Here is a 14,093-nt window from a genome sequence, read left to right as displayed (position 1 = left end):
TCTCACACCATTTTAGAATAAACGAGATTTAAAAATGTGAATAGCCCCGTGGTTGCAACTCCTCACTCAGATTATTGGCAGATTGTATTCTTAATCCTGGTTTCTCTTCTATCATACCAACAAGAAAACATGCTAGATTTTCTTTTTGGAGCTCCTGTCGAAACACATCCAGCCGCTGAGAGGGCACTGTAAAGCATAATTCATAATCATCGCCTCCTGAAAGAGCCAAATCAATAGCTTCTTCAGAACAATATTTATTTAATAAAGGATGCACCGGTATTTTTTCTTTAAACAAGATAGCGCCAACCTTGCTCGCAACGCAAATATGATTTAAATCAGCACTTAACCCGTCAGAGATATCAATGGCTGCAGTAGAATATTTTCGGAGTAAACTCATAAAATCAACGCGTGGTTGGGGGTGCAACAATTTATCCATTAACTCCATTTTGTCTTTTGAATTGATTTTTTGATTATCCAGGAATTTTACAGCTAATCCTGCTGCGCCTAACTGACCGGAAACCATGATCGCATCGCCTGCCTTTGCCCCACAACGTCTGATGGATTGACCATGGGGTGCAGTCCCCATAATCGTTAAGGTTATTGCTAATGGGCCTTTGGTGGTATCGCCACCGATTAGATCGACATTAAACAAATTCAGTGAATCTTTTATTCCTTGGGCAAATGAGTCAAGCCAAACTTGATCCAATCCGGATAATGTCAAAGCAAGCGTTGCCCAGCATGGCTGAGCTCCCATAGCCGCTATATCGCTGATATTAGCCATGACTGCTTTATAAGCAATATCATAAGGTTTCCATTGGGGAAGAAAATGAATGCCCGACACCAAGGTGTCTGTACTTACTAATAAATCCATACCAGCAGGAATTTGCAGGCATGCTGCATCATCCCCTATACCCAAAAGTACATCACTCCTTTTCAGAGGGATGGATTTAAAATAATGATCAATAAGGGTAAATTCATTCATTATGAAGATTGATTTCAACAGAACGAACCTGTTTCGCTAAATTATTCAATACGCCATTAACGTAACGATATCCTTCTTGAGAACCAAATTCTTTAGTTAACGAGATTGATTCATCAAGAATCACTTTATATGGAATTTCTGGACAATGGAACAATTCAAATGCTCCAATTCGCAGAGTAGTTAGTTCAATAGGATTTAATGCACTGACTTCTCTATCTAGATAAGGTAACAAATTAGCTTCCAAAGAGTCCACTTGGGCTGGGATACCATACAAGAGGCGGCAGAAATATTCCCCATCTACTTTATCCATATTGTTAATTGCTCTGAATTGCGCTTCAATTTCATGAAGATCAGTGCCTGACATTAGCCATTGGTAAAGAGCTTGCAATGCAAGCTTCCGCGCTCGTCTTTTACCTCGAATTGATTGTTTTTCCACTATTACCTCATATTATTCTAGGGCTTAACCAAGATTTCTCCTTATCTTCTTTGCAGCTATTCACCTTAAACCTTCATCCATAATCTTCAAAGCTCTGCCTTTTCTGTCATTAAAAGTAGCGAAGAGCTTCGTAGTAAGCGGTTATTTTTCTTTTTTCATTTGATCTATTGTTTGCCTAAAATCGCTAACGTCTTTAAAGCGTTTATACACTGATGCAAAACGTACATAAGCCACATGATCCAATCTGAATAATTCCTTCATCACTAATTCACCAACCACTTGGGAATCTATTTCTCGTTCACCTCTTCGTCTAATCTCCTGAGTAATAGAAATGATCGCCTCTTCCAGATCATCCACACTAACTGGTCTTTTTTCCAAAGCTCTCAACATGCCAGAACGCAAATTTTCTATATTGAATGGCTCCCTTCTTCCATCGCGCTTTATAATTAATGGCATGATCAATTCAGCGGTTTCAAAAGTGGTGAACCGCTCATGACATTCTAGACATTCACGTCTCCTGCGAACTTGGGCACCATCCGCAACCAGACGTGAATCAACAACTTTTGTTTCTTCTGCATGACAAAATGGACAATACATGATTAGGCATAAACCGGAAATTCACGACATAAAAGCAGTACTTGAGTTTTCACTCTGGAAATATTGGTTTCATCATTAATATTATCAAGAACATCCGCAATCCAGTTTGATAAGAGAGTAATTTCCTTTTCCTTAAAGCCTCGTGTAGTCACTGCCGGTGTTCCCAATCGTAATCCGCTGGTTACAAAAGGTGAACGGGGATCATTAGGAACTGTATTTTTATTTACTGTGATATTTGCTTTACCTAAAGCAGCATCCGCTTCTTTCCCCGTGATATTTTTATTAATTAAATCCACCAGTAAAAGATGATTATCTGTCCCGTCAGAAACAATATCATACCCTCTGCTTTTCAATACAGCACACATGGTTCGAGCATTTTTCAAAATTTGCTCTTGATAGGTTTTAAATTCAGGCAATAAGGCTTCTGCAAAAGCAACTGCTTTTGCAGCGATAACATGCATCAATGGGCCACCTTGCATACCAGGGAATACTGCAGAGTTTAATTTTTTCTCGATTTCTTCATTTTCCTTGCAAAGTATTAAACCTCCACGAGGCCCTCTTAGGGTCTTGTGGGTTGTGGTAGTCACTACATCTGCATAAGGAATGGGAGAAGGATATAGCCCAACAGCAACAAGTCCTGCTACATGAGCCATATCAGCCATTAAATAAGCACCTACTTGGTCAGCAATATCTCTAAATCGTGACCAATCGATGATTCTGGAATAAGCCGAAAAGCCAGCGATAATTAATTTAGGTTTGTGTTGAAGAGCCAGTTTTTCCAGTGCCTCGTAATCAATCAAACCTGTCTCAGGATCAACGCCATATTCTACAGCATTATATAATTTCCCTGAAAAATTAACCTTAGATCCATGAGTCAGGTGCCCACCATGCGGTAAAGCCATACCTAAAAAGATATCTCCTGGAGAGAGCAAGGCCATCATAACAGCGGCATTGGCTTGCGACCCAGAATGTGGTTGAACATTGACGTAATGAGCTCCAAAAAGTTGCTTTGCTCTTGAGATAGCAAGCTCTTCAGCCACATCAACAAACTCACAACCACCATAATAGCGTTTACCAGGGTAGCCTTCTGCGTATTTATTAGTCAGAATAGAACCTTGAGCTTGCAGCACTCTAGGACTTACATAATTTTCAGATGCTATCAATTCAATATGTTCTTCCTGACGTCGTTTTTCATCAGAAATTGCTTTAAAAAGAACATCATCAAAATTTTCTATAGTATAACTTTCGTTAAACATGAATGTTCCTTGGTTTGTGTTTATATTTAGTTTAGTTTGATTTTATAATAATGTCGTTACGAACACCTTTAACTCCGTCAACTCCTGCTGCAATGGTTCCCGCTCTTTGTTTTATTCTTTGGGAATCAACAAAACCGCTAAGCTGAACTTGATCTTTATAGGTTTTTACTTTTATAGCAAATCCTGTAGTTCCTAACTGATCAACTAAACTGGCTTTTACTTTAGTCGTAGTCGCTGAACTATCTAGATACTCTCCTGTACTTTCTGATAAAGGAGAAGAAGCGCATGCAATAATTATCATAGATATAGATCCCACTATTAACATCTTCAGTGAGTCACGCATAAAGGCTCCTTAAAGATAAAAACGTTATTAGAGTACCATAAAATTTATCTAGATACGAAAAAAATAATAGCTCTAGGGTGTGATTTAACGTGCGAGGTGAAACAGAGCACAGAACTGCAGTGTATGTGAGTATAAAAGGATTCGAGCACCGTATCGACAAAGCGATTCTCCATGGCAGTAGAGTTTCTAAGTCTGATGAAGTGTTTTGATGTCCTCCCACTGGAAGAGGGAGGAATCTAATGAGATTACAATTTATTTTACAACAATGCTCTTGAATATTAACTGTGCCCGTGAATTCTTTTTTGCTCTTCAGGGCGCGATCCATAAGCTTGCTCATTTTGAGTTATTGTGCCCTGAACGTCATCATGTCCATGAACATTAGAATTAGGATGGCCATGAACAGAGCCAGAACTATTACTAAATGGATGTCTGTGGACAGAGCTATCATTCGCGGTGTGCTCATGAACATTTGGCCGAATTTCTATGCTTGATTGAGGGTGAGAAGGATTGACTATAACGGCATTGCCTCGAGCATCAGGGTGATTATGATAAACTTTTCCTCTTGGTGCCGCATAATAATAGCGGTTATTACTCCTGTAATGCTGCCGATTATAATACCCTTGTGGGTAATAACGATTGACTTCCACTCTGGGGGCGGACTCAAGATATCCTGGCTGATAAAAATCTTCTTGAATAACGGTACAGGAGGAAAGCAAGGGAATAAAGAAAACAAGGGAAATGAGGTATTTCATGTACAACTCCTCAAAAAGTAAGGGAAAGCTCATTTTGAAAAGCTTTCCCTTATTAATAGAATTATCTGGTTGATAATTCTGCTTTAGCTTCTTTCAAGTAAGGAACAACTCGAATAGTACTGTTCACATTGGTCCAACCTGAATAAATAGTGTAATAAGGAGATGTAATAGTAATATACATACCGCTATGGCAATAGAAATTATAAAAGAGGCTTATGTAATGAGGTGACTCATAACGATAAATATTAAAATCTATAGTTGCACCATCATCAAAAGTACCAAATACACGAACATCAGTATAACTTTGATTGATAATTTCAATTTGACAATAACCAGGGTAGGTTAGACTTTTTTGTATCGATTTTTTATCTTCACTGTCTGCTTTAGGATGTAAGTGAAGATTAGCAGCAAAAACGTTAGAAAATAAACTGAAACATACAACAAATAACAACGATTTTAACTTCATGTGTTTCCCCTTAGTAAGATGGAAGCTGCATAGTATCAAAGTATCCAATTTAGTCAATAGGATTTTTTTGTACCCATAAAGAAGGGTTCTTCACAGACTATTCCTTTTAATATTCATCATCCTAAGAGCTAAAGATTCTTCATTATTAATCGCACATACATAAGACGTTTAAAAATTTTTAGGTAATCATAAACAATCAGATGATAAAGTATTTGTTTATGTTATATTTGCTAAATTAAATTTTTGCATATCTTCATCACCATTTTAAAATCTTGGTAAAAGACCAGATTTGAGCGAAAAATAAGATGAAAAGCCAGCACAGAGGGCTATCCAAGCTTTTTGATTTGTTTTTGCTCAAAACGTGCCAAATATGGCTTTTCGATGAATTGTGAACATAATTTTTGAGTATTAACAGGGGAAGGAAAATGAATAAGCGAATGACTATCATGGGAATAACCTTATTGGTTGTTTTCGGTGGGATCATTGCTTTTAATCTAATTAAGGCATACATGATTAAACAATTCTTCGCCAGTTATGCCCCCCCTGCTGTTACTGTTTCCTCTGCAGTTGCCCAGGCAGTAGATTGGAAACCAACTATCGACGCGGTAGGGAATTTCATTGCAATTAATGGAGTGGAAGTCAACTCTGAAGCATCTGGTAATGTGATCAAAATTCATTTTGAATCAGGTCAATATGTCGAAAAGGATGAACCGCTCATTACCATTGATGACAGTATTGATCAAGCCTTGCTTAACTTTAACCAGGCCGAGTTAACGCTCAAGGAGCTCAGTTACAAACGCCAAACTGATTTGTTTAAGCGCGGCGCTACTCCAAGTTCTAGCGTTGATGAGGCAAAAGCCAATTTACAGCAAGCCCAAGCGAAAGTAGAACAAATTCAAGCACAAATTCGACAGAAACACATAGGAGCTCCTTTCTCAGGTCGTTTAGGAATTCGCCAGGTCAATCTGGGCCAATATGTCACTCCAGGACAAACATCCATAGTTTCATTACAATCATTAGATCCCTTATACCTGGAATTTTATTTACCAGAACAATACTACAAACGCATTCATCTTAATCAGGCTATATCATTTACTGTTGAAGAATTTCCTAATGTAATTTTTGAGGGAACTATTCATGCTGTAAATTCTAAAGTAGATTTAACCACTCATAATATTCAAGTACAGGCAATTTTGCCTAATTGCCCAGCTGAGGCTATTAAAGATCCAACCAAATCACCTCTTATTAAAACTCGCAAACAAGTGAGAGGAGATAAAATAATTGTTACTTGCAACTCTGAATTGAACAAACAAAATAAAATAAGGAGATTTGTATTTATACCAGGTATGTTTGCATCTATTGAAGTAGATCAACCCGTAGAACCTAACACAATTATAGTACCATCCACAGCTATTTCTTATAGCCTCTATGGAAACGCGGTCTATATCATTGAAAAAAATAAAGAAGGAAAGAAAAATAAAGATGGCACCGATCAATTGGTGGTAAATAGAGTATTCGTAGTTACTGGAGAACAGCAGGGAAATTACACTGTTATTAAGAAAGGCATTAAAGCTGGTCAGTTAGTTGTAAGCACCGGCGATTTAAAATTACAAAACGGCACACCTGTTGTTATTAATAACAGTGTTAACCTTGATACTGAAATTAGCCCAGATAAGTTAGGACAGTAGCGAATGTTGGCAATTTAATTCTTAAACCATATGGAATACTCCATGTGCGGCTAAGACATTTTCAAGGTGGCGCATCGAACTTACAAGCCAATGACAACATTGCCATGATTAAGGTCTATTATTCTTTACCCAAAATTTGGAGTTTGGTCAGTTTTTTAGCAGGATAATTTATGAAATTTACAGATCTCTTTATCAAACGCCCGGTTCTTTCCATTGTGGTCAGCATGCTGATTTTTTTATTCGGAATAAATTCCATATATAAAATGCAAATTCGCCAATATCCCCGAATGGATAATACAGTAATCACTATTATGACCAGTTATCCAGGCGCTGATGCTGAACTGATAGCTGGATTCATTACAACTCCTCTCGAGAGTGCTGTTGCCAGTGCTGAAGGGATCGATTACATGACTTCGACCAGCCAACAGGGACTAAGTACCATCACTTTAAATATTAAATTAAATTTTGATCCTCAAGTCGCTTTTACAGATGTCATGAGTAAAGTACAACAGACTCTCAACCAGTTACCTAAAGAGTCACAGCAACCAGTCATCTTGAAAAAATCAGACTCATCAACAGCATTAATGTACATCAGTTTAGACAGTAAGGATATGACACCCCAACAAATTACTGACTACGCTACCCGAGTTGTACAACCACAGCTGCAAACTGTGGATGGTGTTGCAAAAGCTGAGATTTTAGGCGGACAAACCTATTCCATGAGAATATTCATGAATCCAATTAAAATGGCTGCCCTTAATGTCACTCCTGCAGATGTTTCCGCAGTCTTAGCCAGCAATAATTTTCTCACGGCTGCTGGGAATACTAAAAGTGAATACGTCGCAATCAACTTGACCGCTAAAACCGATTTGAATAATGTCGAGGAATTCCAAAAACTTATCGTAAGAAGTAATAAAGGTTCGATCATAAGGCTTCGAGATATAGCTAAAGTAGAGTTAGGTTCGCAAAATTATGACAGCTCAGTTACTTTTAATAGTAAAAAAGCTGTCTTTATATCCATTACTCCAACACCAACCGCTAACCCACTGACAGTGATCAATGATGCGAGGAAACTTTTCCCTTCAATTGTAAGAGAGTTCCCACCTTCATTAAGCGGCACCATCGTATATGATGCTACAGCGTTCATACGGGCATCAATTCACGAAGTAATGGAAACTATCATTGAAGCGGCAGTCATTGTTATTATTGTTATCTTTTTGTTTCTAGGATCTATTCGTTCAGTTCTTATCCCTGTAATTACCATCCCGCTATCCTTGATAGGTGTTTGCACATTAATGCTCATGCTTGGATACAGTATTAATCTACTGACCCTTCTTGCGTTTGTGTTGGCGATAGGATTGGTAGTGGATGACGCCATTGTAGTCGTAGAAAATGTGCATAGACACTTAGAAGAAGGAAAAACTCCCTTCGAAGCGGCAATTATAGGGGCCAGAGAAATTGGAATACCAGTTATCGCCATGACCATTACGCTTGCAGCTGTTTATGCACCAATTGGATTTATGGGGGGCTTAACTGGCGCGTTATTCAAAGAATTTGCTTTTACACTGGCAAGTGCCGTTATCATTTCAGGAATCATTGCGTTAACATTATCTCCTATGATGTGCTCCAAAATTCTATCGGAAGAAGCTTCCAGTGGGAAATTTTCTCTTTTTTTAGATGATCTTTTTAACAAACTTAAAAACATTTACCAGAGAGCACTCCATAGTTTGTTAAACACTCGCGAAATTATGCTGCTGTTTGCAGGGGTCGTTATTTTAATGTTGCCCTATTTGTACACTAATACAGCAGCTGAAACAGCCCCGGATGAAGATCAAGGTTTCTTTTTTGTTATGGCGACAGCCCCCCAATATGCCACTTTAAATTATATAGAAGCCTTTACAAAACCTTTTGATGCGATTTATAAAAGTTTTCCTGAAGCAGAGAACTACTTTACCGTAAACATGAGTCAACCTATCTCAGGTATGGTTCTAAAACCATGGGACCAAAGAAAAACAAGTCAATTTGATTTAAAAGAACCACTCCAGAAAAAATTATCTCAAGTTGCTGGACTCAATGCGTTTGCTATTATCCCACCCCCTCTACCGGGAGGTGGCGGTGGTCCTCCAGTGCAATTTGTTGTTAAGACAACCAATGATTTCCAAAGTTTGATGGATGTATCTAATAAGTTAACTGAAAAAGCTAGAAATAGTGGTCTGTTTATTTATATAGATAACTCTCTAAAATTTAATCAACCTCAGGTTGAATTTGATATTAATCGCGCTAAAGCTTCAGAAATGGGCTTGGATATGCGTGCATTAGGGAGTAGTTTAACTAGCGCCCTTTCCGGTAATTATATTAATTATTTTAATTTGGAAGGCCGCAGCTATCAGGTCATTCCACAACTTGCACGTAATTTTCGTCTTACTGCGGAACAATTAGGCAACATCTATGTTAAAACATTAAATGGGCAAATGGTTCCCCTATCTACTGTCGTTATCCCTGTTGAAAAAACACAGCCTAATGCAGCAACTCATTTCCAACAATTAAATTCTGCCACAATTCAAGCAGTAATGACGCCCGGTAAAACCTTGGGCCAAGGTTTGGCGTTTTTACAAGAAGCGGCAAAAGAAGTCTTACCCAAAGGATTTACTTATGATTATGGAGGAGGATCCAGACAATTTATGCAGGAAGGCAGTGCGCTCCTTTTCGCCTTCCTCTTTGCAATTATTGTTATCTTTTTAGTTCTTGCAGCTCAGTATGAAAGCTTTAGAGATCCTCTGATTGTTCTAATCAGCGTACCAATGTCTATCTGTGGCGCCTTAATTCCGCTTAACTTAGGTCTTGCTACAATTAATATTTACACTCAGGTTGGTTTGATTACTTTAATTGGGCTTATTAGTAAGCATGGAATATTAATAGTGGATTTTGCCAATCATTTACAACGTGAGAAAAATCTTGATAAACGTGCCGCAGTCGAAGAAGCTGCAGGAATTAGATTGCGCCCCATATTAATGACAACAGCAGCGATGGTGTTTGGTGTAATACCGCTCCTTATCGCAAGCGGTGCTGGAGCAGTAAGTCGATTTGATATAGGTCTGGTTATTGCAACTGGTTTATTAGTTGGTACTTGCTTCACTTTGTTTGTAGTACCGACCTTATATACCTACATTGCTGAAGATCATAGGCATAAACCCAATGAACCTGCTGAGGTAGCTTAATTTTCATTTTCAATATTTATGAAAATTTTTAAAGATTTCCTCACAATCATAACTTTCTAGCGAGTTCTGCCAATGGCAGATTTCAGAAGAACCATAAATGCCCTAGCCCCTTTGGGGAAAGGGCTAGTGTGATTTTGGCCTGCTGTCCTGAATCTTAAAATGTCCTGAATCTTAAAATGGCTAAATTCCCATACTCTATGATAAAATTCAGAATTTTTACCAACATAGGCTACAAACGATGATGGATAAAACCTATTCTCCCGAAACAATAGAACAAGCAATTTATAAGAAATGGGAAAATCATCATTACTTTCAACCTCGAGGTGAAGGTAAGCGATTTTGCATCATGCTTCCACCACCTAATGTCACAGGAAGTCTTCATATGGGGCATGGTTTTCAGCATACCATAATGGATGCACTTACCAGATACCACCGTATGCTTGGAGATAAGACATTATGGCAACCAGGCACCGATCACGCTGGTATTTCCACTCAACTTGTTGTTGAACGTCAATTAGAAGCAGAAGGAATATCTAGAAAAGATCTAACTCGTGAACAATTTCTGGAAAAAGTTTGGCAATGGAAAAATGAATCTGGCAATACCATAACTCAACAAATGAGGCGTTTAGGGGCTTCTGTCGATTGGAGCCGTGAACGTTTCACTATGGATGAAGGGCTATCTGCAGCTGTTCAAAAAGTATTCGTACAACTTTATGAAGAAGGTCTTATTTATCGAGGAACTCGTCTCGTCAATTGGGACCCCAAATTAGGTACAGCGGTCTCGGATCTTGAAGTGCTTTCTGAAGAGGAAGATGGATTTCTTTGGCATATACGCTATCCTGTTGTGGATTCTGAAGAATTTTTGGTAGTAGCGACAACACGTCCTGAAACCTTGCTCGGGGACTCTGCTGTTGCAGTTCATCCTGATGACTCGCGCTTTAAACATCTCATAGGAAAACATGTTCATCTTCCATTGTGTGATAGAACGATACCTGTTATTGCAGATGAGTATGTCGATAAAGAATTTGGGAGTGGTTGTGTAAAAATTACTCCTGCACATGATTTTAATGATCATGAAGTAGGTAAACGTCATCAATTACCTCAAATTAATATATTAACTAAAAAAGCGACTATAAATAAAAATGCTCCTTTAAAATATCAAGGGATGGATAGATTTGTAGCCAGAGAACAAATCCTCAAAGACTTGGAAAATGAAGGCTTATTGATTAAAACAGAACCTCATAAATTAAAAGTACCTCGAGGTGAAAAGTCCAATGTCATTATTGAGCCCCTACTCACTGATCAATGGTATGTTAAAACCAAACCATTAGCAGAACCAGCCATCGCAGCGGTAAAAAAAGGAGACATTCGGTTTATTCCTGATACATGGGATAAAACTTACTTTCAGTGGATGGATAATATTGAAGACTGGTGTATAAGTCGCCAGCTTTGGTGGGGTCATAGAATTCCTGCATGGTATGATACCCATGGAAATACTTATGTAGGCTACAGCGAAAATGACGTCCGCTTTAAGTATAATATTGACGAAAATACTCCCTTAAAGCAAGACGAAGATGTCTTGGATACATGGTTCTCATCAGCATTATGGCCATTTTCAACCTTAGGCTGGCCTGAGCGAACACCAGAACTGGAACAATTTTACCCTACTTCTATATTAGTAACTGGATTTGATATTATATTTTTCTGGGTCGCCCGTATGATTATGATGGGGTTGAAGTTTACCGGAAAAATTCCCTTTAAAGAAATTTTTATAACTGGTCTGATTCGTGATAGCGAAGGTCACAAAATGTCAAAATCCAAGGGTAATGTCCTGGATCCCCTGGATATTGTCGATGGAATTGATCTGGATTCTTTAATAGCCAAACGGACCTCTAATCTCATGTTGAATTCTGTTCGTGAGAAAATTATAAAAGCAACACGCAAGGAATTTCCCGAAGGGATTAGTGCGTATGGAACAGATGCACTACGATTTACCTACTGTTCTCTCGCCTCTACCGGTCGTAATGTCCGTTTTGATATTGGCCGGGTAGAAGGGTATAGAAATTTTTGTAATAAATTATGGAATGCTGCACGCTATGTTTTACTAAACACGGATGAGGAGCAAATTGATTTTGGAGATGGAGCGTTTCAATATAGCCCTGCCGATCAATGGATACTATCACGACTACAAAACACCATCAGCAAAGTCCACTATTATTTTGAAACCTATCGCTTTGATCTGCTAGCCAATACACTCTACGAGTTCGTCTGGCATGAATATTGTGACTGGTATCTGGAGTTATCCAAACCCATATTACAAGATGAAGAAGCGTTAAGCGCGATGAAAAGAGGTACTCGAAAAACTTTAATCCATGTTCTGGATCAAATATTGAAGCTCCTACATCCTTTAATGCCATTCATTACTGAAGAAATTTGGCAAAAAACTACAAAATTTACTAGTGAAAATGGGAACAGTATTATGTTAAGTGCTTATCCCAAGGTTAGTGAAGAATTCATCAATCCGTTAATCGAAGAAGAATTGGATTGGTTAAAATCAGCAATTCAATCCCTGCGAACAATCCGTAGTGAAATGTCAATTTCTCCTGCCAAACAAATACCTTTACATGTGCGCAATATTACTCCCGAGTTAAAAGAGCGTATTGTAAAATATGAAAAAATTCTAAAAACTCTTGGTAAAATCAATCATATTAATTATTTAAATCCTCATGATAAAATACCTGTTTCCGCAACAGCAGTGTTAGGAGAAATTGAGCTGCTGATACCTATGGCCGATTTAATTGATAAAGCAGCAGAGCTGTCAAGGTTGAGCAAAGAACTCGCCAAACTGGATAAAGACATTGATCTGGCTCAAGGTAAATTAAATAACCCTAAGTTTACTGATAAAGCACCCGCGGAAATCATCACTAAAGAGCAAGAGAAATTAGCTCAAGCTCAACTTGCAAGAGAAAAGCTATTGCAACATAAAATCAGGATTGAATCATTATGATCAAATGAGTTGGGCTTAACAATCTGATTGATAATCAGATAAGCTATGTTTTGTGCTAAATATAGGTTGGGGCATTTTGCTCAACCTATATTAGCGAGGTGATTGGAATTTTAGCTCTAGACCCAATTTAAAAGAAAGGATATCTTTAGTGACTACTCAATTTAACTCTCTTAAATCCTACACCTTCCCAATCATTTTAATTTTATCCATCGTGTTTGGAGGCCTTTCAGGTTATTTTTTCAGACAAAACATAGCCTGGTTAAAGCCATTAGGTGATATTTTCCTTAATTTGATTTTTACGACTATTGTTCCTCTCATTTTTTTTAGTATATCTTCCGCTATTGCAAGAACAGGTTCCTTTGGAAAACTAGGCAAAATATTTTACTCCATGTTAGTTGTCTTCCTATTTACAGGAATCCTAGCCTCTCTCTATGCTATTTTTATAGTTTTACTCTTTCCTCCTGCGCATGGTGTGTCTTTATCTTTGGAAACACCCAAACAGCTTTCCTCAATCAATATCTCAAACCAAATTATTGACATATTTACTGTTTCTGAATTTCCTAAATTATTCTCACATGAACATATTCTAGCCCTGATTCTATTTTCAGTCTTTGTGGGATTAGCTGTCGCTCACTCCAAAGGCAAAGGAATAATGTTTCATTCCTTCTTAAAAGCAGGTGAAGAAGTATTTATGTATGTATTTCAACTAATTATGTACTATGCCCCTATTGGCTTTTTTGCCTATTTTGCAGTATTAGTCAGTGAAATTGGCCCTCAGTTAATGGAAAGTTATCTACGCATCGCCATACTTTATTATGCATCTACACTGCTCTACTTCTTTCTTGCTTTAACAGGATATGCTTATCTTGCGGGAAGATCACAAGGCATTTTATTATTTTGGAGAAATATTTTTCTTCCAACAATAACCTCAATTGCAACTTGCAGTAGTGCTGCCAGCATTCCTGCCAATTTAATGGCAACAAAAGCCATGCGTGTTCCTTCAGAAATTTATGAAACAACAATCCCATTAGGGTCCATCATCCATAAAGACGGATCGGTAATAGGCGGTGTATTTAAAATTGCCTTTTTATTTGGGATTTTCCATTTGCCTTTTGCCAGCCTACCTGTACTACTCACGGCAATTGGCGTTTCCCTATTAGTAGGAACAGTCATGGGTGCTATTCCAAGTGGTGGGATGCTTGGTGAATTATTAATTTTATCAGTCTATGGCTTCCCCCCCTCCGTATTAATTGCAGTAGCCGCCATCAGTATTATCATTGATCCCATGCTACAATGGTTAATGTGACATCCAATAGTGTCTGCAGCATGATGATTGCACGCTTGGTAG

General features: G+C 38.1%; 10 protein-coding genes and 1 pseudogene. 4 read left to right on the top strand and 7 right to left on the bottom strand.

Annotated features, from left to right (window positions below):
• Window positions 1–28: 28 nt before the first annotated feature.
• The 7 genes from thiL to OK13_RS05965 all read right to left on the bottom strand — a co-directional run bounded on the left by thiL (window position 29) and on the right by OK13_RS05965 (window position 4,832).
• A complete protein-coding gene (gene thiL, locus OK13_RS05995; protein ID WP_035888869.1) occupies window positions 29–982 on the bottom strand; it encodes a thiamine-phosphate kinase in 954 nt (317 codons plus the stop codon).
• Window positions 975–1,418: a transcription antitermination factor NusB gene (gene nusB, locus OK13_RS05990; RefSeq protein WP_035888867.1), complete on the bottom strand. Its 444-nt coding sequence runs from the start codon at window positions 1,416–1,418 to the stop codon at window positions 975–977. The genes thiL and nusB overlap by 8 nt, the downstream gene beginning before the upstream one ends.
• A gap of 141 nt (window positions 1,419–1,559) precedes the next feature.
• Window positions 1,560–2,015 (bottom strand): transcriptional regulator NrdR, encoded by a 456-nt coding sequence (nrdR, locus tag OK13_RS05985; RefSeq protein WP_035888865.1) that lies wholly within the window; start codon window positions 2,013–2,015, stop codon window positions 1,560–1,562.
• 2 nt (window positions 2,016–2,017) lie between these two features.
• Window positions 2,018–3,271: a serine hydroxymethyltransferase gene (gene glyA / locus OK13_RS05980; protein ID WP_035888863.1), complete on the bottom strand. Its 1,254-nt coding sequence runs from the start codon at window positions 3,269–3,271 to the stop codon at window positions 2,018–2,020.
• Between the two features lie 31 nt (window positions 3,272–3,302).
• Window positions 3,303–3,614, bottom strand: coding sequence for a BON domain-containing protein (locus OK13_RS05975; RefSeq protein ID WP_035888862.1), 312 nt, complete (start codon window positions 3,612–3,614; stop codon window positions 3,303–3,305).
• A gap of 278 nt (window positions 3,615–3,892) precedes the next feature.
• Complete coding sequence (locus OK13_RS05970; protein WP_035888860.1) at window positions 3,893–4,366, bottom strand: hypothetical protein; 474 nt, start codon at window positions 4,364–4,366, stop codon at window positions 3,893–3,895.
• Between the two features lie 61 nt (window positions 4,367–4,427).
• Window positions 4,428–4,832, bottom strand: coding sequence for a hypothetical protein (locus OK13_RS05965; protein ID WP_035888859.1), 405 nt, complete (start codon window positions 4,830–4,832; stop codon window positions 4,428–4,430).
• A gap of 425 nt (window positions 4,833–5,257) precedes the next feature.
• On the opposite strand from OK13_RS05965, the gene OK13_RS05960 reads away from it, so the two are divergent.
• The 4 genes and pseudogenes from OK13_RS05960 to OK13_RS05945 form a co-directional block, all read left to right on the top strand.
• Window positions 5,258–6,520 carry an efflux RND transporter periplasmic adaptor subunit gene (locus OK13_RS05960; protein WP_035888856.1) on the top strand — a complete coding sequence of 421 codons (1,263 nt, stop codon included), beginning with the start codon at window positions 5,258–5,260 and terminating at the stop codon, window positions 6,518–6,520.
• Between the two features lie 170 nt (window positions 6,521–6,690).
• The gene (locus OK13_RS05955; RefSeq protein ID WP_035888855.1) at window positions 6,691–9,738 is read left to right on the top strand and encodes an efflux RND transporter permease subunit; all 3,048 of its coding nucleotides are present in this window, start codon (window positions 6,691–6,693) and stop codon (window positions 9,736–9,738) included.
• A 241-nt stretch (window positions 9,739–9,979) separates the two neighbouring features.
• Complete coding sequence (locus tag OK13_RS05950) at window positions 9,980–12,745, top strand: valine--tRNA ligase (RefSeq protein ID WP_035888916.1); 2,766 nt, start codon at window positions 9,980–9,982, stop codon at window positions 12,743–12,745.
• A gap of 148 nt (window positions 12,746–12,893) precedes the next feature.
• Window positions 12,894–14,093, top strand: a pseudogene (locus OK13_RS05945) (dicarboxylate/amino acid:cation symporter); the annotation flags it as partial.

The organism is Legionella norrlandica, from assembly GCF_000770585.1.
Classification (GTDB): Bacteria; Pseudomonadota; Gammaproteobacteria; order Legionellales; family Legionellaceae; genus Legionella; species Legionella norrlandica.
Note: the sequence above shows the minus strand (reverse complement) of the source record. Positions and strands in the feature narration are given on the sequence as shown.

Bases quoted from the DNA above. Each gene is read 5' to 3' on its own strand.
- OK13_RS05955 (WP_035888855.1), top strand. From the start codon at position 6,691: ATGAAATTTACAGATCTCTTTATCAAACGCCCGGTTCTTTCCATTGTG.
- OK13_RS05970 (WP_035888860.1), bottom strand. From the start codon at position 4,366: ATGAAATACCTCATTTCCCTTGTTTTCTTTATTCCCTTGCTTTCCTCC.
- thiL (WP_035888869.1), bottom strand. From the start codon at position 982: ATGAATGAATTTACCCTTATTGATCATTATTTTAAATCCATCCCTCTG.
- OK13_RS05960 (WP_035888856.1), top strand. From the start codon at position 5,258: ATGAATAAGCGAATGACTATCATGGGAATAACCTTATTGGTTGTTTTC.
- glyA (WP_035888863.1), bottom strand. From the start codon at position 3,271: ATGTTTAACGAAAGTTATACTATAGAAAATTTTGATGATGTTCTTTTT.
- nrdR (WP_035888865.1), bottom strand. From the start codon at position 2,015: ATGTATTGTCCATTTTGTCATGCAGAAGAAACAAAAGTTGTTGATTCA.
- OK13_RS05965 (WP_035888859.1), bottom strand. From the start codon at position 4,832: ATGAAGTTAAAATCGTTGTTATTTGTTGTATGTTTCAGTTTATTTTCT.
- OK13_RS05950 (WP_035888916.1), top strand. From the start codon at position 9,980: ATGGATAAAACCTATTCTCCCGAAACAATAGAACAAGCAATTTATAAG.
- OK13_RS05975 (WP_035888862.1), bottom strand. From the start codon at position 3,614: ATGCGTGACTCACTGAAGATGTTAATAGTGGGATCTATATCTATGATA.